We start from the raw sequence: 21,793 nt of genomic DNA, 5'->3' as shown, positions 1-21,793 counted from the left end.
ATATATCATTAGAGGTGGAAAAATGAAAAAGAAAGCGCTACTACCTTTATTATTAGGTGTAATGGTCCTTTTAGCAGGCTGTGACTACTCTAAACCTGAAAATAGAGATGGATTTTTCTTTAATACGTTTGTAGAACCAATGGACAAGTTAATTCATTGGTTGGGAACAAGTTTCAACAATGATTATGGTTTAGCAATAGTAGTACTTGTATTGGCAATACGTGTTGTATTATTGCCTTTCATGTTATCAAACTATAAAAATAGTCATATGATGCGAGAAAAAATGAAGGTTGCAAAACCGGATATTGATGCAGTTCAAGAAAAAGTTAAGCGTTCTAGAACGCAAGAAGAAAAAATGGCTGCAAACCAAGAAATGATGGAAGTATATAAAAAATACGATATGAATCCAATGAAGAGCATGTTAGGTTGTTTACCAATCTTAATTCAAATGCCAATCATTATGGGCTTATTCTTCGTATTGAAATACCCGTCAAGTGGTGGATTTACGGAACACCCAAATTTCCTTTGGTTTAACTTGTCTCAACCTGATATTTGGATTACTGTTATCGCTGGTATTTTATACTTCTTACAAGCTTTTGTATCAAGTAAGAGTATGCCAAATGAACAACGTCAAATGGGTTATATGATGATGATTATTTCTCCAATTATGATTGTTTGGATTTCTTTAAGTTCTGCGTCAGCATTAGGTCTTTATTGGTCAGTCAGTGCGGCATTCTTGATTGTACAAACTCAAGTTGCCAACATGTATTATTCTAATCTTGCTAAAAAAGAAGTTGCTCCAATGATTGAAGCAATGAAGAATAATAATTCTGAAAAAGCTAGCAAAGGTAAAAACACTCAAGTAGCACCTAAGAAATCTAAAAAGAAATAATGCATTACATCATTAATTTAAATGGTAGACCTGGTACATAATATATAGCAGGTATAAAGTTTAGAAGCACTTGAGATGATTATCTCAAGTGCTTCTATTTTTTATATTTAAAATAAATGTATCTTAGTTTCGAAAGTGACGTAGCTATCCAATATATAAAGATGGTCTACAAAGTCTGGAACAAACATACTTGAATTTTTAAAAATACCATTCTTTGAAAAAAGTATCTACATAATTTTTCATAAATTCATGTCGTTGTTGCGCTAAATTTTTTGCTGTTTGAGTGTGCATGAGTGATTTAAGTTTAAATAATTTTTCATAAAAGTGTTTTATTGCAGAAGGTTTCCAATCAAAATATGATTGATTAGATTTTTTTATATTATTGGATTGTTGGTCAATCCACATAGGTTCACCAAAATGACCTGCAAATTGAAATGTGCGTGCTATACCAATTGCACCAATCGCATCTAAACGATCAGCATCACGAACAATTTGTCCTTCAATCGATAATTTAACATGATTATTTTTACCATTTTTATAACTGATATGTTCAATAATATGTAACACATCTTGTTGTATTACGAGATCAAGTTCCAAACCATTGAGGAATTGTGCTAACTTTACTTTTGCTTCTTTAGTATTTGTAAGTTTGCTATCGATAGTATCGTGTAAAATACTTGCTAATTGTATGGTGAGTAAATGACCTTGTTGTTCATTGTTAGCAATATATTCTGCTAATCTTGTTACGCGTTGTATATGTGCAATATCGTGCCCGGTTGTATCATCTTTATGAAAAAGTTTCATGTAGTTTTGCGCTTTAGTGAGTATATCTTCATTAGTCATATCAAGTTGCCTCCATTTTGACAAAAAACTAAACTAAATTATTAATTGAGATTTAATTGTTATAAAATTATAAATAATACATTGATGTGTTTAAATAGTGGGTGATCAACAATCTTTCTAAGATGAAAGTATTAAGTGTTTTTACTAGAGTGACAAACAACATGTATATACTTTAAGCTTTTACAAGCATAGAAATACACTTTTTAATTCGGTTGTTTATAATTACTAAGATTAAAAATGTCCGAGACATATGATAAGTCTCGGACTGCTAATGATTCTATAAAATCGGAGATAATAATCTTGAAATGCCTTCTTTAAATTTGACCCATAAACTTCTCTGTTCATATAGTGCTTTAGTTAATCTATAAGAGACATTTAAATCTTTTTCAAAAGCCATTCTTAAAGCTTTAGCAATATGTGGGTCATAGATAAATGCATTTATCTCAAAGTTTAATGTGAAGCTGCGGTGATCCATATTTGTTGTTCCAACACTGGAAACTTCATCATCAATGACGAGTGTTTTAGAGTGTAAGAAACCATTATTGTAGTGAAAGATATTCACACCAGCATCTAATAAAGAAGCAACGTTATTGTATGTTGCCCAATAAACAAAAGGATGATCCGGTTTATTAGGTATCATGATATTTACGTTCACGCCACCTAAAGAAGCAATTTTAACAGCATCTAAAAATGCTTGATCGGGAATAAAATAAGGCGATTGTATATAAATGGAATGCTTTGCTGAAGCAATCATTTTTAAATAACCGTATTTTATTTGTTCCCACGTTTCATCAGGACCACTAGAAGCAATTTGCACACCCGTCGTACCACCTGAATCTACGTCTGGAAAATAACGTTCTTCATATCTTAAATTATCACGTGTTGAGTGTGAGTTCCAGTCAAGCATAAAACGAAGTTGTAAAGCGTTAACAGCATCACCAACGATACGGAGATGTGTATCTCTCCAGTACCCAAATTTTTTCTTAAGTCCCAAATATTCATCACCGACATTAAATCCACCTACGTAACCAATATGTCCATCGATAACAACAATTTTTCTATGATTTCGATTATTCATTCTCAAATTGATTAATGGTAATTTAGATGGAAAGAATGCTTCAACGAGTCCACCTTTTTTTCTAAAAGCTTTAAAGTCTTTTATAGATAAACCTCTAGAACCCATATCGTCATAAAGCATTTTTACTTCGACACCTTCGTCAAGCTTATGTTCTAATGCAGTTAATATTCGTTTTCCTAGATAATCATTACGGAAAATATAGTATTGAATATGTATATAATCTTTGGCATTATATATATCTTCAATAAGTGCATCAAACTTTTCTTTTCCGTCTATAAAGATGCTTATATCATTATCAGTAGTTAAGAAAGCCGCATTATTATACAATAACATTTGAACCATATCTTTAAATTTTACGATTTGATGATTGCCTTTAGAAAAATCATCATTTTTCAAGGCTTCTAGTTGTTCATTTACAATCATTTCAATGCCGACTTTATCTTCTTCATCTAAACTAAAGATATGTTCGCGTTGGATTTGGCGACCAAAAAGTAAATACACGATAAAACCTAAAATAGGTATAAGACCCAAAACCAATATCCATGCCCAAACAGAACCAGCAGATCGTCGCTCCATAAAGATAATTGTAAATGCAAAGATTAGGTTTAATATAAATGCGCCAATCAGAATAACATTAATGATGACGTTTGTATGGTTGTAAGTTATAGCAAAAATATCTATCATATTAAACCTCCAAATTGCTATTCAATTAATTTAAAATTGATAAATTCTTCATCATTGTAACATGGTACCACGTTTTTATCACTTGACTAATACCTGATAGGGGTATATTATAAATATATATTAAGAGGGGGCGTTGGATCATGGCAGAAATGCAAAAAGCGCATCATTCTGAACAAATTAAATCAAATTTAAAATCTCGTTTAAATCGCATTGAAGGACAAGTAAGAGCGATCAATCGTATGATTGATGAAGATGTATATTGTGATGATGTGCTTACACAAATTAGAGCGACAAGATCAGCACTTAATAGTGTTGCTACGAAATTATTAGATCACCATATGAAAAGTTGTATTATGGATAAAGTGAACCAAGGTGAGCAACAAGAAGCAATGGATGAGTTGTTGGTAACTTTCCAAAAGTTAATGAAAGATTAGAACAGGTGACGCCAATGGAATCACAAACGATTTATTTACGTAAAATAGATAATAAACAAGATAAGCTTCAAATAGAAAGAACATTATCACAAATCATCGGTGTGAATCATGTTTCAGTTGAAATTGAAAAAGCACAAGTGTTTATAGAATTTGAAACACCAGCAAGTTTAAACAATTTAGAAAAAGACTTATATGATTTAGGATTTGAAATTTTGTATTAAATCGACTTTAGTCATTGAAATGTTATCTTTCTCATATCATGTTATAAAGTACAGGGTGAAACAATCAATAGACTGACTGGTATTGATTTATATTCTGTTTTTGTTTTTATTGCTTATAATAATTATAAGTGAATGTTTTAAAATTACGTAATAAAACAAAAATTATTTTATAAGATAAAGAAAATTTCAATAACATGTAGTAATTCGGAAATAAATAGGGTAAGATATAATAGAAGCTAGAATTTAGGAGTGATGATATGAGTAAAGATAACGAAAAGATTCAAAATGTAGTTAAACTATTATCATCATTAGGGGTAAACATAAAGAAAACTAAATCAAGATTAGAAGTTATGCATACTTTACCAACGACTGTGAAAACCGCTAACGAATTGAAATAGTGCGTTACCCATACAAAGATTAAAAGCATATATGCAAATTTAAGAGGCTGAGACATTAATTGTCTCAGCCTCTTATTGTTAAAGCAGCAGTTAATCTTGACTTGAAGGGATGGTACGGTGAAGCCTTATTAAATAAATTGATTTTCTACTCAATCCATTTTAGTGTGCCGTGTTGAACGATAAATTTATAAAAAATAAAAGCGTTGAAAACTTTTTGATCTAAGAGTTTTCAACGCTTTTTAAATATGTCAACGCAAAACAAATAGCTATTTGTTTTGCGTTGTATATTGTCTAGATTGGTGATAATAAATTGATAATATCACACCAATACCACACATTAAACTCCATAATGAGCTACCACCATAACTAATAAATGGCAATGGTATACCCGTAATTGGTAATAACTGAATGGTCATACCAATATTTTCTAGGATATGGAATAGAATCATTGTAGTAAATCCAATGATGAAAATTTTACTGAACGGTAATTCAATTTTAGTAGCAAGTCTTACTAAGTGAAAAATAAATGCAAGAAAAATCAATAGCAAAATGACTGAACCAATAAAACCAAATTCTTCCCCAATAACTGAGAAAATAAAATCCGTATGGTTTTCCGGAATATAAACTTCACCTTGATTGAACCCTTTACCAAATAGTTGTCCAGAACCAATCGCTTTAAGTGATTCTGTTAAATGAAATCCATCACCACTACTATAAGTATAGGGATCAAGCCACGAATTGATACGACTTAATTGGTAAGGTTGAATGCCGAAACTATTTTCTAAAATAGAAGGTTTATAAATCACTGATAATATCACCGTAGAAGCAATAACGACTGACCCTATTAATATAGGTGCTAGTATCTTCCAAGTGATTCCACTGATTATCATAACACCGACAATAATCGCAAAGATAACTAGTGTTGTACCTAAATCATTTTGCAATAATATAAGTACCATAGGGATAAAAGCTATACCGATAATTTTAAAGAATAATTTAAAGTCAGTTTCTAAAGATTTGTTAAATGTAAATTGGTTATGTTTAGTTACAATTTTGGCCAAAGCTAAAATCATAACTATTTTCATAAATTCGGATGGTTGAACACTAATTGGTCCAAACGTATACCAACTTTTTGCCCCGTTAATAATCGGTGTGATAGGTGTTTCTGGAATAATTAGTAATAACAACAATGAGAAACAAAGTATAATATAAAGTAAATATGTATATTTCATAAGTTTTTTAGGTGAAATTAGCATTATTAGAAATGCGATAATCGCCCCAAAAACATAATATAGTATCTGGCGTATACTAAAGTTAGCGCTATATTGACCTCCGCCCATTGCAGAACTAATAAACGTAATACTTATGATTGCTAGTAATGCGATGAAGCCAATTAAAATCCAGTCTATTTTTCGGATCCAATGATTATTTTTTGATTGACGTGAAGTATTCATTTCTTACTCCTTTGGAAAACTATTATTTCAATTACTTGTAGTATATATAGATTTTACCGAACTTTATACGATTTTGCTAGAAGTAGGGTATGTAAAACTTAAATAATTATTTTAAGTGTCATTGAAGTTTTCACTTTAAATACTTTAAAAACTTCAATATACTTATAAAAAACAATTATTTTACAACTACATAACAAATGCAAAATGCTAATAAATCGTGATATGATGTAGTTTAAGAATTCTATATGGAGGCTAAAATATGGCTAAAGAAAATGTTTGTATCGTATATGGAGGGAAAAGTGCTGAACACGATGTATCAATATTAACAGCACAAAATGTCTTAAATGCGATTGATAAAGAAAAATATCAAGTGGACATTATTTACATAACAAACGATGGAGATTGGAAAAAGAAAGAAAATATCGTAGATCCTATAGATGACATAGATGCGTTACGATTAGCAGATGTTCCTGCCGGAGAAATCTCCAAATTATTAAATGAAGGCAGCCTTGGCACAGCATATAGTGCGGTTTTCCCATTACTACATGGACCGAATGGTGAAGATGGAACAATTCAAGGTTTATTTGAAGTGTTAGATATTCCATACGTTGGTAATGGTGTGCTAGCAGCCTCAAGTTCAATGGATAAGCTTGTGATGAAACAACTCTTTGCGCATAGAGGCTTACCTCAATTACCATATGTAAGTTTCTTAAGAAGCGAATATCAAAAATACGAAAATAATATTTTGAAATTAGTACATGACAAGTTAGAATATCCTGTATTTGTGAAACCTGCAAATTTGGGATCAAGCGTAGGTATTAGTAAGTGTAACGATGAGGAAGAGTTGAAACAAGGTATAGAAGAAGCATTTCAATTTGATCGTAAATTAGTAATTGAGCAAGGCATCAACGCTAGAGAAATTGAAGTGGCTGTCTTAGGTAATGACTACCCAGAAACGACTTGGCCGGGAGAGGTAGTTAAAGATGTGGCATTTTATGATTACAAAGCTAAGTATAAAGATGGAAAAATCAAATTGGATATTCCAGCTGACTTGAATGATGATGTAAAAATGACTTTAAGAAATATGGCTGTAGAAGCATTTAAAGCAACAGATTGTTCAGGATTATTGCGCGCTGATTTCTTTGTAACGGAAGATAATCAAATTTTTATAAACGAGACAAATGCTATGCCTGGTTTCACAGCTTATAGTATGTATCCAAGTTTATGGGAAAACATGGGCGTAAGTTATGCAGAACTCATAAGTAAATTAATTGAATTAGCAAAAGAAAAACATGAAGATAAAAAGAAAAATAAATATAAAATTGATTGAGGCGGTTAAATCATGATTGAAGTAACTTTAGAACAAATTCAAGACTGGATTCCATGCGAGATTGATAATGACTATTTAGATTACACAATTAAAGGTGTTTCTATAGATTCAAGAAAAATCGACGAACAAAATTTGTTTATTCCTTTTAAAGGAGAACATGTCGACGGACATAAATATGTGAATCAAGCGTTGGAAGATGGTGCGGGAGCGGCATTTTGTCAGAAGGACAGTGTTTTAGCCCCTCAAGTTTCTGGCCCTATTATTTGGGTAGATGACACATTGGAAGCATTGCAACAGTTAGCCAAAGCCTATTTGGTATTTGTTAATCCATTTGTGATCGCTGTTACAGGTTCTAATGGTAAAACAACGACTAAAGACATGATAGAAAGTGTATTAAAGCCTCAATTTAAAGTAAAAAAAACACAAGGAAATTATAATAATGAAATCGGTATGCCATTAACCATTTTACAATTGGATCAAGATACTGAAATTTCTATATTAGAAATGGGTATGTCTGGTTTTCATGAAATTGAAGCATTATCACAATTAGCTAACCCAGATATTGCAATTATTACTAATATTGGTGAATCACATATGCAAGATTTAGGATCGCGTGAAGGTATAGCGAAAGCTAAAGCGGAAATTTCATTTGGTCTTAAACCTCAAGGTCTATTTATCTACGATGGAGATGAGCCATTATTAAAGCCTCATGTCGATAAATTAGTAGATATAGATTTAATGAGTATAGGTAAAAAAGAAAATAATGATTTAGTTTGTAAAATTGACAATATAGATGATACTGGTATTATTTTTAATATTAATGAAAATGAGCATTATGAATTACCAATTTTAGGTGAACATAATATGAAAAACGCAACTATAGCTATAGCTGTTGGTAAACGGCTTAATCTGAGTTATGAAACGATACATCAAAATATTCAAGCGGTTCAACTTACAGGTATGAGAATGGAACAACACCATACCGACTCCGATACGCTTGTTATCAATGATGCTTATAATGCTAGTCCAACTAGTATGAAAGCCGCTATTGATACACTCAGCAGTATGGGAGGCCGCAAGATACTTGTGTTAGGTGATGTCTTAGAATTAGGGCCTAATAGTCAAACAATGCATGAAGCGGTTGGTGATTATTTAGTTAATAAACAAATCGATGCGTTATATACTTATGGAACAGAAGCGGGTCATATTCATCGTACAGGCAAAGCGTTTGTAAAATATGCAGAACATTTTACAGATAAAGCTGCACTAATACAGTCATTAAAATCAAATACTGAACCACAAGATAAAATACTAATTAAAGGTTCAAGAGGGATGCAATTAGAAGAAGTTGTAGATGCCTTAATTTAAAATTATTAACACCACATTTCATATCACTTTTATTAGTGGGAAAGTGGTGTTTTATTTTGTTATAAATAAAATAGATATTTCGATAGTTAGTAACTTGAACTAGTTCATTTAAGTTACTATTTTTAAAAATTACTAAAAATTATCAATATAAATAAATCTACAATTTTTTTCGTAAACAAAAATAAATACTGGTAAATATAATTAAACGCTTACAACCTATATATCACAGTATTTTCTCAGTTTACTTTGATTATTAATGAGGTGAATTATGTCATTATAATAAATTTGGTTTATTGCGATTATAGACTTGAGGTGGTACTATAAAGAAGTTGAAGAAACTTAGATGAACATATATGTAGAGAAATACAGATAAATAAAGGAGAATTATATTGCAAAATTTTAAAGAATTAGGGATCTCAGATAAAACGGTAGAAACCCTAGTATCAATGGGGTTCGATGAGGCCACTCCTATACAAAAAGAGAGTATCCCTCTTGCCTTAGAAGGTAAGGATGTTCTTGGTCAAGCGCAAACAGGTACAGGAAAAACAGGCGCTTTTGGTATTCCACTTATTGAAAAAGTGGCAGGACAAGATGGAGTTCAATCATTAATATTAGCACCAACTAGAGAATTGGCGATGCAAGTTGCTGAATCACTTAGAGCATTTGCGACCGGCCAAAATGTACAAATAGTAACTGTATTTGGTGGAATGCCAATAGATCGTCAAATTAAATCACTTAAAAAGGGTCCACAAATTGTTGTAGGTACACCTGGACGTGTTATTGATCATTTAAATCGTCGTACGTTAAAAACAAACACTATTCATACATTAATATTAGATGAAGCAGATGAAATGATGAATATGGGCTTTATTGATGATATGAAATTTATTATGGATAAAATACCAGCAGAACAACGTCAAACAATGTTATTTTCAGCTACAATGCCAAAAGCTATTCAAACATTGGTACAACAATTTATGAAATCACCAGAAATTGTTAAAACTATGAATAATGAAATGTCAGATCCTCAAATAGATGAATATTACACAATTGTAAAAGAATTAGAAAAATTTGATACATTTACAAATTTCTTAGATGTACATCAACCTGAGTTAGCAATTGTTTTTGGTCGTACTAAGCGTCGTGTTGACGAACTAACAAGTGCGTTAATTTCAAAAGGATATAAAGCTGAAGGTTTACATGGCGATATCACACAAGCTAAACGTTTAGAAGTATTGAAGAAATTTAAGAACGACCAATTAGATATCTTAGTTGCTACAGATGTTGCAGCAAGAGGACTCGATATATCAGGTGTAAGCCATGTTTATAACTTTGATATACCTCAAGATACTGAAAGTTATACTCACAGAATTGGCCGTACGGGTCGTGCTGGTAAAAAAGGTGTAGCAATTACTTTTGTTAACCCAATTGAAATGGATTATATCCGTCAAATTGAACAAACGAACAAACGACAAATGACTGCATTGAGACCACCGCATCGTAAAGAAGTGCTTAAAGCACGTGAAGACGACATTAAAGGTAAAGTTCAAAACTGGATGTCAAGAGATAGCGAACCAAGACTGGAACGTATTGCAACAGAATTACTGGAAGAATATAATGATGTAAATTTAGTAGCAGCATTATTGCAAGAGTTAGTTGAATCAAACGATGAAGTTGATGTTCAATTAACATTTGAAAAGCCATTATCTCGAGGCAAAGGTCGCCAAGGTAAAGGTGGACCAAAACGTGGTGGAAACCATAAACGTGGTGGCGGCAAATTCGATAGCAGAAATCGTCGTCCAAATAAAGGCGGCTTCAACAATAAAAAGAAAAATGATAGATCATCAGATAGAAACAACAAAAAATCAATGAAGGGTCGCACATTCGCAGACCATAAAAAATAAAATACTTTATCATATATGAATTTTAGGTTTAGTCACTCCAATTTATTGGAGTGATTTTTTTATATCTAAAATCGATTCAATCACATAAAAGTGATTAGAAAAAGTGGGAAATTAAAGTGATGATAAAAATATTAGAATAATCATTGCCTTCTACGACGATAATGAAGCAAACATGTCCCTATGTTATAATGAATTGAAAAATTTTATGGAGGAGTGTAATTATGACTAACGACCAACAATTTAGGCGCATCCCTAAACAAGCGATGAGATATTATTACATACTAGAAGCTCTTGAATTGATTGTTAGTTTATTATTTATGATTGCATTAGTATTTTTATGGAATCATTATAATTGGTGGCATTTTTTAATTTACATATTTATTGCAATAACGATTTTTGATGTAATATATATGCTGTTGAGACCTTGGTTGAAGTATAAATATACTTTTTACTGCGTCAAAGACCAATATATTGAAATCAAAACAGGAATATTTTTTAAAAAGAATGAAATTGTTAAATATGAGCGAACGCAATTTTTAAAAAGAAAAAGCAATCCATTATTAAAACAATTACATATATCAAGGCTAACTTTGGTGACAGCTGGCCACTCACTTGATTTCCCGTTGATGTTAACAAAGGAAATTGAAGTATTTGAACATAATATTTTAAAATACTTACGAGGAGCTGATTATGATGTATAGTCCTCAAAAATTACATCCAATTTCATACATAACTGGAATAATAGAGGCGATTAAACAAAATATTATTTTGATTTTTATTTTTTTAGTGTTTAATTTACGCAACTTTGATTTTACGGATTATAAATCATATATCTATCCAGGCATTGTTACTATTATCTTTCTGATTTCGTTTATAATACAAATATTAAAGGTTTATAACACTAGATATTGGATTGAAAATGATCATTTTATTTTAGCCACTGGTATTTTTAGTAAAGAAAGGAAAGAGTTAAATATACGCAGAATTCAAACGTTAGATACTTCACAAGGTATTATTAATCAAATTGTGGGTGGGGTAATACTTCAAATTAAAACGCCTAGTGATGGTATAGAGTTAGACACTGTATCCAAAAATCAAAGTGATTTTATACAGCAAACATTAAAAGAAAAACAGCAAAAACTGACTCAAAATAGCGAAATCGTTGACAACAATAATTCTTTCGCAGAGCAGGATGCTGAAAAAGAACAAAAAATGAAATCGCCAGCTATGAATATTTATAAATTAAATTTTAAAGAACTTTTATTTATGGCTTTAACAAGTGGTGTCATTGGTGTAGCTTTTGCAACATTGTCACCAGTCATGTTTGCATTAAGTGATATTTTACCTTGGCATAAAATTACCAATACATTTTCTGAAATTTTTCAGACTGCTTTTATGATTATTTTAATGATTGTTGTCTTGGTCATTGTAGTGAGTTATATTTTTGGCACTATCATAGAAATAGTTAGAAATTTTAATTATACGGTTAAGCAACAAGGTACACAGTTAAATATTCAATATGGTTTGTTTAATGTCAAAAGTATTACTGTACCAACTGACCGTGTGCAAGCGATTGTAGAACGTCAATCATTTATAAGAAAGTTATTTGGCTATACTTCAATTCATTTTGTAATTACGAGTGATATGGATGGTGTTGATAAGGATGATGTTACTCTAGGAGGCAATGTAATGATTTTACCATTTATTAAGAGGCAAAAAGCATTTTATCTGATAAAGCACCTGATACCAGACATGAAATTCACTGAACCAAAACTAGGCATGCCTTGGAGGGGATTTCATAGGTATTTTTGGAGAGAATCACTAGTATTACTTATCGGTGCTACGATTGCTACTTATTACTGGTCTGTTTGGTCATTTGTTATTGCAGGGTGCCTAATATTAATAATGATTCTTCACAGTTTTATCGTTATTAAATCCTCTGGTTTAAACTTAAATCACGATGAATTAGTTGTGCGGAATGTAACTATGTTTGGATTTAAAAACACATATTTTAAACACAACAAATTGTTAGGTATGGAAATGTCAGAAAATCCGTTTCTTATTCGAAGTAACCTAGCAAACTTTAAATTTATCATTGCTAAAGCGGCTGGCAGTGCAGAAATAGGGTTAAAATATAGTGAAGTTAGTCATGTGGAAAAACTAAAATCATGGTATTTGAGAGGTGATTTTGATGAATGAATATAATTATATGGATCCATCAGGCAAAACAGTCATTTGTATTGCTTCAATAATTACTGCAATTTTATTAATTTTGGCTTTATCAATTATTACAGTAATAGATAAGGTATGGTTACATTTAATAAGTTCTAAAGTCATGTTTTGGTTATGGACGATTAATATCATAATTGCATTCATTGTTATCATTATCGGTGGTATGATTAGACCGATTTATAAATATAAAATATTTAGATATAAGTTAGAAAATCAAGAAATCACGGTTAGAAATGGCTTGTGGTTTATTAATGTAGTGAAAATTCCTTTGTTTCGTATTCAAAATGTCGATACCCATGAAGGTATCTTAATGAGAAAATATAATTTGGCGAGTTTAACCTTGTCGACAGCCGGTGGAAATACTGAAATAAAGCTAATTGACAAAAATAAAGCAAATACATTGAAACAAGAAATAAAAAAAGGTAATCATTCTATGCCACAGAATTTATAATAAAAAACTTGTCATAGAAAGGCAGGAGTAGCTAATGATACATGGTATAGGCGTTGATTTAATAGAAATAGCTAGAATAAAAAAACTTTACTATAGACAAGACAAATTGGTAGAACGTGTATTGTCAAAAAATGAGCAACAACACTTTCATCAATTTAAAAGTGAAACGCGTAAAATAGAATTTTTAGCGGGAAGATTTACCTGTAAAGAAGCTTTTAGCAAAGCGCTCGGTACAGGACTTGGAAAAACTATAGCATTAAATGAAATAGATTGTTTTAATGATGAACTTGGAAAACCATGTATACATTATGATGGTTTTACAGTTCATGTAAGTATTTCACACACAGAACATTACGCAATGAGCCAAGTCATTATAGAAAAATAAAAAACGATTTTAATATAAAGTTTTGGCTATCTTTATTTAATTGTTATAAAATTAATTTAATGTATGTCAAAGTGTAACTTTATTTTTGAAATGGAGGTCTCGTTTAATGACTGATAAGTATTATAGATCCACATATTTAAACGTAGATTTAAATGCAATTGTGGCAAATTTTCAATTTTTCCAAAAATTACACCCAAATAAAACGGTGATGCCAATCGTAAAAGCGAATGCTTATGGCCTTGGCAGCGTGAAAATCGCACGTTACCTTATGGATCATGGCGCTGATTTTTTTGGCGTAGCAACTTTGGATGAAGCGATAGAATTAAGAATGCACGGTATAGATGCTAAAATTTTAATATTAGGAGTTATACCTACATATAATATTAATAAAGCCATACAACATCGTGTAGCAATCACTATTCCATCAAAAGCATGGTTAGTTGAAGCGTTAAAAGAAATTCCAGAAGATAACGACAAAGATTTATGGTTACACGTAAAAATAGATACTGGCATGGGAAGATTAGGTATTAAAGATGCAGCGGAATATAAAGAAGTTATTGAGTTAATCCATAATCATGATCATTTAGTATTTGAAGGGGTATTTACGCATTTTGCATGTGCAGATGAACCTGGAGAATCAATGAATCAGCAACAAAGTTTATTTGAATCAATTGTCAATGAAGAAGAAAAGCCACAGTATATACATTCGCAAAATTCTGCAGGCGCATTAATGAAAGATAGCCAATTCTGTAATTCAGTGCGGGTGGGTATATCATTATACGGTTATTATCCTTCAAGTTATGTTAAAGACAGTGTGAAAATACATTTAAAACCAAGTGCGCAATGGATTAGTGAAATTGTACAAACAAAAGTCTTGCAACCAGGCGAATCTGTGAGTTATGGCAGTATTTATACAGCGACAGAACCTACAAAAATAGGTATTATTCCTGTTGGTTATGCAGATGGATTTCCAAGAATGATGACCGGATTTAATGTAAATGTTAACAGCAAACAATGTGAAATTATTGGAAAAGTTTGCATGGATCAAATAATTATAAAAATTCCAGAAGAAATTCAAACTGGTGATAAAGTGATATTGTTGGATCATCATTCAGACAGTGAACAATCTGTGGAAGCGCTGGCATATCAACAACATACTATCAATTATGAAGTTTTATGTCGCTTAAATAGGAGATTGCCACGTATCTATTATGGTACTCAAGACCTAGAAATCCTTAATGAATTACTAAAATAGTATAGTCACTGTATTTAAAATTTGTTATTATATATCTAACAAGAAATCTCAATATATTCTATTTTAGTCACATGGAGGTCTTTATTCATGGCAAGTTTTAATCAAAGCAGAAATCATAGTATTGAACAACTATTAAAAGAAGGCTATTCGCAAATGGCTGACTTGAATCTCTCCCTTGCGGCGGAAGCATTTCCATTTGAATGTGAAGCTTGCGATTGCAATGAAGTCTACATTATATCTAAGAATAACAATGAATGATGAGAAGAGGAGACGTTTATTTAGCTGATTTGTCACCAGTACAGGGTTCTGAACAAGGGGGAATAAGGCCCGTAGTCATTATACAAAATGATACTGGTAACAAGTATAGTCCTACCGTAATTGTAGCTGCAATTACAGGTAGGATTAATAAAGCTAAAATACCTACACATGTAGAAATAGAAAAAAGCAAGTATAAACTTGACAAAGATTCTGTTATATTGTTAGAGCAAATACGGACGTTAGACAAGAACAGATTAAAAGAAAAACTGACATATCTATCTGAAGAAAAAATGCAAGAAGTTAATAATGCTATAGATATTAGCCTAGGTTTACATAATATTAGAAATCATAGAACATAATTTTTAAAAGTGAGCGTAATAAAATAACGAATAACAGACATCAATTCCTTATACATGCAACAAACACTTAATTCCAAGATAATTTGAAATAGAACAGAGAAAATAAAGCGTGTGTTTGTAATCAAATATTTATGAATAGGATGTTTAAGTTGAAAAGCTTTAGGTTATCCTAAAGCTTTTTTCGATATCAACGTAAAGTATGTATTTAAAAACATCTCACTTTGCTAGAAACAAAACTGTATTGCTTGATTAAATATTTAATCCACATACATATAACAGAATATATTCTTGTTAAAACCGATGTATGCGATTTATATTTGCATTTTGAGGAGGAAATACTGAGTGAAAGAGTTCAAAAATCAATATAAAGCGCTAATTGACGAAAGTCTACACACAGTAAATGAGACAGATTTATTAAAAAAGTGTGAAGGCTTCACCGAAGAAGTGAAAAGAAAAGACTTGCTACCAGAAGATATCGTTGAAATTCATAAAAATTATGTTCAAGCATTAGAGTTAAGTAGTGAACAAATTTCTAAAACATTCAACGTACTTAAAGAAGTAGTAAAAGGATTTGGCTATAATTATAGAGATTATCAAGATCTTGTAAATCGATTACAATATCATGATAAAGAAATCGACTTAGCATCCCGTTTACAGCAAACGATGCTTAAGACAGATATTCCTCAATTCGATAGTATTCAAATCGGTGTAATTTCCGTAGCTGCGCAAAAGGTTAGTGGCGATTACTTTAATTTAATAGATCATAAAGACGGTACGATGAGTTTTGCGGTAGCAGATGTTATAGGTAAAGGTATACCTGCTGCCTTAGCTATGAGTATGATCAAATTTGGTATGGATTCATATGGGCATTCCCAATTGCCAAGCGATGGTCTTAAACGATTGAATCGCGTGGTAGAAAAAAATGTGAATCAAAATATGTTCGTAACGATGTTTTATGGACTGTATGAAGAATTAAACCACTTGTTATATTGCAGTTCTGCTGGCCATGAGCCAGGGTATATTTATAGAGCTGAAACCGAAACATTTGAGGAAATTAAAGTGAGAGGTCGCGTTTTAGGTGTTAGCCAACAAACACGATACAATCAACAAGAAATACCCGTTCATTTAGATGACTTAGTTATCATTTTTACAGATGGTGTCACAGAAGTAAGAAATGAAGCTGGTGACTTTTTAGATAAAAGTTATTTACTAGATATGATAAAAAAGTATAAACATATGCATCCACAAGACATTGTTCAACTTTTATATGAAGCAATTTTAAAAATTCAAAATCCAGAAAAAAGAGACGATTTAACAATATTGATAATAAAAAGAGTGAATTAGATAAGATTAATGATTAAAATAAAAGGGTATAACGGTTATTAATGAGACTATGCTTAGGAGTGTAATTTATGAATCTAAATATTGAAACAATATCACATGATACACATTATGAAGTTAAAGTTGGCGGAGAATTAGATGTTTATACTGTTCCAGAACTTGAAGAAGTACTCATGCCGATGAGACAAGAGGGAACGCATGATATATATGTAAATTTAGAAAATGTTAGTTATATGGATTCAACCGGTTTAGGACTATTTGTCGGAACATTAAAGGCTTTAAATCAAAATGATAAAGAATTATATATATTAGGTGCTTCAGATCGAATAAGTCGACTATTTGATATCACAGGTTTAAAAGATTTGATGCATGTTAATGAAGGAACGGAGGTCGAATAACATGCAACTTAAACAAGATTATATAGAAATGCGTTTACCAGCATCAGCAGAGTATGTAAGCTTAATACGTTTGACTCTATCAGGTGTATTTTCACGGGCTGGGGCGTCATATGACGATATAGAAGATGCCAAAATAGCAGTGAGCGAAGCAGTAACAAATGCAGTAAAACACGCATATAAAAACGATGCTACGGATGTAGGAATGATTAACCTTTGTTTTGAAATTTTTGATGATAAAATTAAAATAGTAATTTCCGATCAAGGGGAAAGTTTCGATTATGAAGAAACAAAAGCAAAATTAGGACCATATAAAGACAATGAAAATATAGATTTCCTTAGAGAGGGAGGTCTTGGTTTATTTTTAATTGAATCTTTAATGGATGAAGTTACAGTGGATAAAAACTCTGGTGTAACCATTAGCATGATTAAGTATATAAAAAAAGAGCAGGTGCGAAATAATGGCGAGAGAGTCGAAATCAGTTAATGACGTATCACCTGAACAAATCAACCAGTGGATAATGGAGCATCAAAATAATGAGAATTCAGATGCTCAAGATAAACTTGTTAAACATTATAAAAAGTTGATTGAATCATTGGCATATAAATATTCAAAAGGTCAATCTCATCACGAAGATCTCGTTCAGGTTGGTATGGTTGGTTTAATTGGTGCAATTAACCGATTCGACCTATCTTTTGATAGAAAGTTCGAAGCTTTTTTAGTACCAACTGTAATTGGTGAGATTAAGCGTTATCTACGTGATAAAACGTGGAGTGTGCACGTTCCTAGGCGAATTAAAGAAATTGGACCCCGTATTAAGAAAGTGACTGATGAATTGACAAATGAGTTAGAGCGCTCACCTTCTATTGCTGAAATTGCCGATAGGTTGGAAGTCAATGAAGAAGATGTGCTCGAAGCTATGGAAATGGGTCAAAGTTATAATGCATTAAGTGTAGACCATTCCATTGAAGCGGATAAAGACGGATCGACTGTTACATTATTAGATATTATGGGGCAACAAGATGATAATTATGATTTAACTGAAAAGCGTATGATATTAGAAAAAATACTCCCAATTTTATCTGAACGGGAAAGAGAGATTATACAGTGCACATTTATTGAAGGTTTAAGTCAAAAAGAAACAGGTGAAAGAATAGGTTTAAGTCAAATGCATGTATCCCGGTTACAACGAACAGCAATTAAGAAACTTCAAGAAGCAGCAAACCAATAAAATATATGCTTAAAGCAGAATTCATTTAATGAATTCTGCTTTTTTATACTTCGATTATTTTTAGGAAAAGAATCAAGATAACGTTATATGTTAGAATATATAAGTATTAGTAATAAATTTTTTATTTATGAGTGGAGGATACTATGGATAGTAATTTAATACAATCTATAAAAGAAAAATATAAATTTTCAAGTAAACAAATTAATGCAGTATTAACGTTGCTTGAAGAAAAAAATACAGTACCATTTATTGCACGCTATCGTAAAGAACAGACTGGCGGGTTAGATGAAGTAGAAATAAAACAAATTAATGATGAATATCAATATATGGTTAATCTTCAAAAAAGAAAAGAAGAAGTTATACATAATATAGAAGAACAAGGTTTACTGACTACAGAATTAAAAAATGACATTTTAAAGCAAACAAAGCTACAAAGAGTTGAAGATTTATATAGACCTTATAAACAGAAAAAGAAAACAAGAGCTACGGAAGCGAAAAGAAAAGGTTTAGAACCTTTTGCAAAATGGCTCAAAAATCCTAGTTTAGAAATGACAATAGAAGAAAAAGCAACTCAATTTTTCAATGAAGAAATAGAAAATATAGAACAAGCAATACAAGGTGCGCAAGATATTATTGCAGAAAAAGTTTCAGATGAACCTAAATATAGAACTAAAATACTTAAAGACACTTTTCAGCATGGCAAAATTGTTACACAAAAGAAAAAGAATGCTGAGGATGACCAAGAGATTTTTTCAATGTATTATGATTATTCAGAACCAATTAAAAAAATTGCAAATCATAGAACATTAGCAATCAATCGGGGAGAAAAAGAAAAAATACTATCAGTTAAAATAGATATGGATATTCAAGGCATTGAGAATTTTATTCGTAAGCATGAAATGATTCATCATCATGAAGGTTCAACAATTATTGAAAATGCGATTGCTGATAGTTTGAAAAGACTAATCATGCCTTCGATTGAAAGAGAGATAAGAGGTGACCTAACAGAAAAAGCTGAAAAACATGCTATTGATGTATTCAGCGAAAATTTAAGAAATTTATTATTACAACCACCAATGAAAGGGAAACAAATTCTAGGAGTGGATCCTGCTTTTAGAACAGGTTGTAAATTGGCTGTAATAAATCCTTTTGGCACTTTTATAGCTAAAGGAGTAATATACCCGCATCCACCAGTAAATAAAAAGGAAGACGCGGAGAAAACGTTTGTTCAGTTTGTAAATAACTATGATGTTGATTTAATTGCTATCGGTAATGGTACAGCTAGTAGAGAAACAGAACAATTTGTAGCTTCAATGATTCAAAAACATAAATTAAAAACACAATTTATAATTGTTAACGAGGCTGGAGCTTCTGTTTATTCTGCTTCAGAAATCGCTCGTTCAGAGTTCCCAGATTTTCAAGTAGAAGAACGTAGTGCTGTTTCGATTGGAAGAAGGGTACAAGATCCGTTAAGTGAGCTTGTAAAAATTGACCCAAAATCAATTGGCGTTGGTCAATATCAACATGATGTTAACCAAAAAGCATTGGAGGGCGCGTTAACTTTTGTTGTAGAAACAGCTGTTAACCAAGTAGGTGTTGATGTAAATACAGCTTCACGCTCACTATTGCAATATGTGTCGGGTCTGTCTTCGACTATAGCCCAAAACATAATTTTATACCGTGAAGAAAATGGGCCTATTAAACACAATAAGGATATTGCCAAAGTAAAAAGGTTAGGTGCTAAAACATTTGAACAAAGTATTGGTTTTTTAAGAATTATCAATGGTAGCGAACCTTTAGATAATACATCAATTCATCCAGAAAGTTACCAAGCAACTTATCAATTGTTAAGTGAGATTGGTTTTAGTGCAGATGATTTAGGAAAAGCTGATTTGAAAGCAGCTTTAAATCATGTGGATTTGACTGACATGGCTACAAAGCTAAACATTGGCGAACCCACCCTTGAAGATATTATCAAGTCGTTAATTGCACCAAATAGAGATCCACGTGATGAATTTGAGACACCAATATTAAAATCGGATGTCTTATCGATTGAAGATTTATCGAAAGATATGAAGTTAAGTGGAACTGTAAGAAATGTGGTTGACTTTGGAGCCTTTGTTGATATTGGTGTTAAACAAGATGGCCTTGTACACATTTCAAAATTATCTAAAAAATTTGTTAAAAACCCAATGGATGTTGTCAGTGTTGGAGATATTGTTGATGTTTGGATATTAGATATTGATGACAAGAAAGGGAAAGTATCACTAACTATGATTGATCCTCATGGATAATGAAAAATTACAAAGCATGACAGAGTCTATTTCTATCACAATTTTTAAAAGGCCGTTTAAACATAAAGCTTATTTTAATAAACGACTTAGAACAACTGGGGGGCGTTATATACTGAATACACACAATATAGAAATAAATGCAAAGCAATATGACGCTTTCGGTGAAAAGGCAGTTATTGATATTATTAAACATGAATTATGTCATTACCATCTTCATATACAAGGAAAAGGATATAAACACAAAGATAAAGATTTCAAGTTACTCAGTGCGCAAACAGGTGCCCCGAGATTTTGTTCAGCAGTTGAAAGCTATGAGAATCGAGTTAGGTACATCTATAAATGCTCAAACTGTGGTGTGAAATATGCTAGAATAAGAAAAGTGAATTTAAATAAAATGCTTTGTGGACATTGCAAAGGGAAATTGATAGAACAAAGCCATTTTTAAATAGTGAATTTAAGTAGCAAGAGAGCTGATACTTTTCAGCTCTTTTTTATTTAAGAATCACTTTACACGTTTGATATTAAAAAGACGATATAATTATATGAAATTTGTGCATTTAATTAGATAAAATAAATAAAAATGAATATTTTACTCTAATTCGTTATTTGTATGTGTTGACGATATATAATTTATGTTATATGATATTAAACGTTGCGAAAATAATATGAAATTAAATGAAGGACTTATTAAGTTTGTTAAAGAAATTTTAAAAACTTATTGACAAAACATTTCAAACATATTACAATTGAGTACGTTAACTTGATGAATGGAAAATTTTAGCGTCAACCGAGCGGCCGTGGCGGAATGGCAGACGCGCTAGGTTGAGGGCCTAGTGGGATTTATCCCGTGGAGGTTCAAGTCCTCTCGGCCGCATCAAAATACATTACATATGATTTATATGAAAATATGCGGGTGTAGTTTAATGGCAAAACCTCAGCCTTCCAAGCTGATGTTGTGGGTTCGATTCCCATCACCCGCTCCATT

Annotated in this window: 23 protein-coding genes and 2 tRNA genes; 22 read left to right on the top strand and 3 right to left on the bottom strand. The window is 31.5% G+C overall.

Annotated features, from left to right (window positions below):
- The first annotated feature begins 22 nt into the window (after positions 1–22).
- Positions 23–892: a membrane protein insertase YidC gene (gene yidC / locus HMPREF2586_RS00395; protein WP_046207772.1), complete on the top strand. Its 870-nt coding sequence runs from the start codon at positions 23–25 to the stop codon at positions 890–892.
- Between the two features lie 198 nt (positions 893–1,090).
- Here yidC and HMPREF2586_RS00390 read toward each other — a convergent pair whose 3' ends face one another.
- Together HMPREF2586_RS00390 and cls are read right to left on the bottom strand one after the other, a co-directional pair.
- Positions 1,091–1,735, bottom strand: coding sequence for an HD domain-containing protein (locus tag HMPREF2586_RS00390; RefSeq protein ID WP_070657375.1), 645 nt, complete (start codon positions 1,733–1,735; stop codon positions 1,091–1,093).
- 277 nt (positions 1,736–2,012) lie between these two features.
- Entirely contained in the window at positions 2,013–3,497 is a 1,485-nt protein-coding gene (cls, locus tag HMPREF2586_RS00385) for a cardiolipin synthase (protein ID WP_070657373.1), read from the bottom strand.
- Between the two features lie 140 nt (positions 3,498–3,637).
- Between cls and csoR the strand changes: the two genes are divergently transcribed.
- The 3 genes from csoR (at position 3,638) to HMPREF2586_RS12660 (ending at position 4,550) form a co-directional block, all read left to right on the top strand.
- Positions 3,638–3,931, top strand: coding sequence for a copper-sensing transcriptional repressor CsoR (csoR, locus tag HMPREF2586_RS00380; RefSeq protein WP_046207775.1), 294 nt, complete (start codon positions 3,638–3,640; stop codon positions 3,929–3,931).
- Between the two features lie 14 nt (positions 3,932–3,945).
- Positions 3,946–4,152 carry a putative copper chaperone CsoZ gene (locus tag HMPREF2586_RS00375; protein WP_046207776.1) on the top strand — a complete coding sequence of 69 codons (207 nt, stop codon included), beginning with the start codon at positions 3,946–3,948 and terminating at the stop codon, positions 4,150–4,152.
- Positions 4,153–4,409: 257 nt separating this feature from the next.
- Positions 4,410–4,550 (top strand): Lmo0850 family protein, encoded by a 141-nt coding sequence (locus HMPREF2586_RS12660; protein ID WP_099091318.1) that lies wholly within the window; start codon positions 4,410–4,412, stop codon positions 4,548–4,550.
- A 266-nt stretch (positions 4,551–4,816) separates the two neighbouring features.
- Here HMPREF2586_RS12660 and HMPREF2586_RS00370 read toward each other — a convergent pair whose 3' ends face one another.
- Entirely contained in the window at positions 4,817–6,004 is a 1,188-nt protein-coding gene (locus HMPREF2586_RS00370; protein WP_070657370.1) for an FtsW/RodA/SpoVE family cell cycle protein, read from the bottom strand.
- Between the two features lie 259 nt (positions 6,005–6,263).
- Here HMPREF2586_RS00370 and HMPREF2586_RS00365 point away from each other — a divergent pair, with 259 nt between their 5' ends.
- The 18 genes from HMPREF2586_RS00365 to HMPREF2586_RS00280 all read left to right on the top strand — a co-directional run bounded on the left by HMPREF2586_RS00365 (position 6,264) and on the right by HMPREF2586_RS00280 (position 21,791).
- Positions 6,264–7,334 (top strand): D-alanine--D-alanine ligase, encoded by a 1,071-nt coding sequence (locus tag HMPREF2586_RS00365; RefSeq protein ID WP_046207778.1) that lies wholly within the window; start codon positions 6,264–6,266, stop codon positions 7,332–7,334.
- A gap of 12 nt (positions 7,335–7,346) precedes the next feature.
- Positions 7,347–8,702: a UDP-N-acetylmuramoyl-tripeptide--D-alanyl-D-alanine ligase gene (murF, locus tag HMPREF2586_RS00360; protein ID WP_070657368.1), complete on the top strand. Its 1,356-nt coding sequence runs from the start codon at positions 7,347–7,349 to the stop codon at positions 8,700–8,702.
- A 389-nt stretch (positions 8,703–9,091) separates the two neighbouring features.
- Positions 9,092–10,606: a degradosome RNA helicase CshA gene (locus HMPREF2586_RS00355; RefSeq protein WP_046207780.1), complete on the top strand. Its 1,515-nt coding sequence runs from the start codon at positions 9,092–9,094 to the stop codon at positions 10,604–10,606.
- Between the two features lie 221 nt (positions 10,607–10,827).
- The gene (locus tag HMPREF2586_RS00350; RefSeq protein WP_070039503.1) at positions 10,828–11,307 is read left to right on the top strand and encodes a PH domain-containing protein; all 480 of its coding nucleotides are present in this window, start codon (positions 10,828–10,830) and stop codon (positions 11,305–11,307) included.
- The gene (locus HMPREF2586_RS00345; RefSeq protein ID WP_070657366.1) at positions 11,300–12,805 is read left to right on the top strand and encodes a PH domain-containing protein; all 1,506 of its coding nucleotides are present in this window, start codon (positions 11,300–11,302) and stop codon (positions 12,803–12,805) included. Before HMPREF2586_RS00350 ends, HMPREF2586_RS00345 begins: the two co-directional genes overlap by 8 nt.
- Positions 12,798–13,289 (top strand): PH domain-containing protein, encoded by a 492-nt coding sequence (locus HMPREF2586_RS00340; protein ID WP_064209855.1) that lies wholly within the window; start codon positions 12,798–12,800, stop codon positions 13,287–13,289. The genes HMPREF2586_RS00345 and HMPREF2586_RS00340 overlap by 8 nt, the downstream gene beginning before the upstream one ends.
- A gap of 34 nt (positions 13,290–13,323) precedes the next feature.
- A complete protein-coding gene (gene acpS, locus HMPREF2586_RS00335) occupies positions 13,324–13,674 on the top strand; it encodes a holo-ACP synthase (protein ID WP_046207784.1) in 351 nt (116 codons plus the stop codon).
- Between the two features lie 106 nt (positions 13,675–13,780).
- Entirely contained in the window at positions 13,781–14,929 is a 1,149-nt protein-coding gene (gene alr, locus HMPREF2586_RS00330) for an alanine racemase (protein ID WP_070812583.1), read from the top strand.
- A gap of 87 nt (positions 14,930–15,016) precedes the next feature.
- The gene (gene mazE / locus HMPREF2586_RS00325) at positions 15,017–15,187 is read left to right on the top strand and encodes a type II toxin-antitoxin system antitoxin MazE (protein WP_046207786.1); all 171 of its coding nucleotides are present in this window, start codon (positions 15,017–15,019) and stop codon (positions 15,185–15,187) included.
- On the top strand, positions 15,184–15,546 hold the full coding sequence (locus HMPREF2586_RS00320; protein ID WP_019468010.1) for a type II toxin-antitoxin system PemK/MazF family toxin: 363 nt from the start codon (positions 15,184–15,186) through the stop codon (positions 15,544–15,546). Before mazE ends, HMPREF2586_RS00320 begins: the two co-directional genes overlap by 4 nt.
- Before the next feature lie 342 nt (positions 15,547–15,888).
- Positions 15,889–16,890 carry a SpoIIE family protein phosphatase gene (locus tag HMPREF2586_RS00315; RefSeq protein WP_046207787.1) on the top strand — a complete coding sequence of 334 codons (1,002 nt, stop codon included), beginning with the start codon at positions 15,889–15,891 and terminating at the stop codon, positions 16,888–16,890.
- Positions 16,891–16,958: 68 nt separating this feature from the next.
- Positions 16,959–17,285, top strand: coding sequence for an anti-sigma factor antagonist (locus HMPREF2586_RS00310; protein WP_046207788.1), 327 nt, complete (start codon positions 16,959–16,961; stop codon positions 17,283–17,285).
- Position 17,286: 1 nt separating this feature from the next.
- On the top strand, positions 17,287–17,769 hold the full coding sequence (gene rsbW, locus HMPREF2586_RS00305; protein WP_064209857.1) for an anti-sigma B factor RsbW: 483 nt from the start codon (positions 17,287–17,289) through the stop codon (positions 17,767–17,769).
- Positions 17,744–18,514 (top strand): RNA polymerase sigma factor SigB, encoded by a 771-nt coding sequence (gene sigB, locus HMPREF2586_RS00300; RefSeq protein WP_046207790.1) that lies wholly within the window; start codon positions 17,744–17,746, stop codon positions 18,512–18,514. Before rsbW ends, sigB begins: the two co-directional genes overlap by 26 nt.
- 143 nt (positions 18,515–18,657) lie before the next feature.
- Positions 18,658–20,808 carry a Tex family protein gene (locus HMPREF2586_RS00295; protein WP_064209858.1) on the top strand — a complete coding sequence of 717 codons (2,151 nt, stop codon included), beginning with the start codon at positions 18,658–18,660 and terminating at the stop codon, positions 20,806–20,808.
- On the top strand, positions 20,801–21,253 hold the full coding sequence (locus HMPREF2586_RS00290) for a SprT family protein (protein ID WP_064209859.1): 453 nt from the start codon (positions 20,801–20,803) through the stop codon (positions 21,251–21,253). Before HMPREF2586_RS00295 ends, HMPREF2586_RS00290 begins: the two co-directional genes overlap by 8 nt.
- A 346-nt stretch (positions 21,254–21,599) precedes the next feature.
- Positions 21,600–21,682: transfer RNA gene (locus tag HMPREF2586_RS00285), tRNA-Leu, on the top strand.
- A gap of 35 nt (positions 21,683–21,717) precedes the next feature.
- Positions 21,718–21,791: transfer RNA gene (locus tag HMPREF2586_RS00280), tRNA-Gly, on the top strand.
- The last annotated feature ends 2 nt before the right edge of the window (positions 21,792–21,793 follow it).

The sequence above is a fragment of the Staphylococcus sp. HMSC034G07 genome, from assembly GCF_001835975.1.
Taxonomy (GTDB): domain Bacteria; phylum Bacillota; class Bacilli; order Staphylococcales; family Staphylococcaceae; genus Staphylococcus; species Staphylococcus ureilyticus.
The sequence above is the reverse complement of the archived record's forward strand: the minus strand, read 5'-3'. Positions and strand labels throughout refer to the sequence as shown.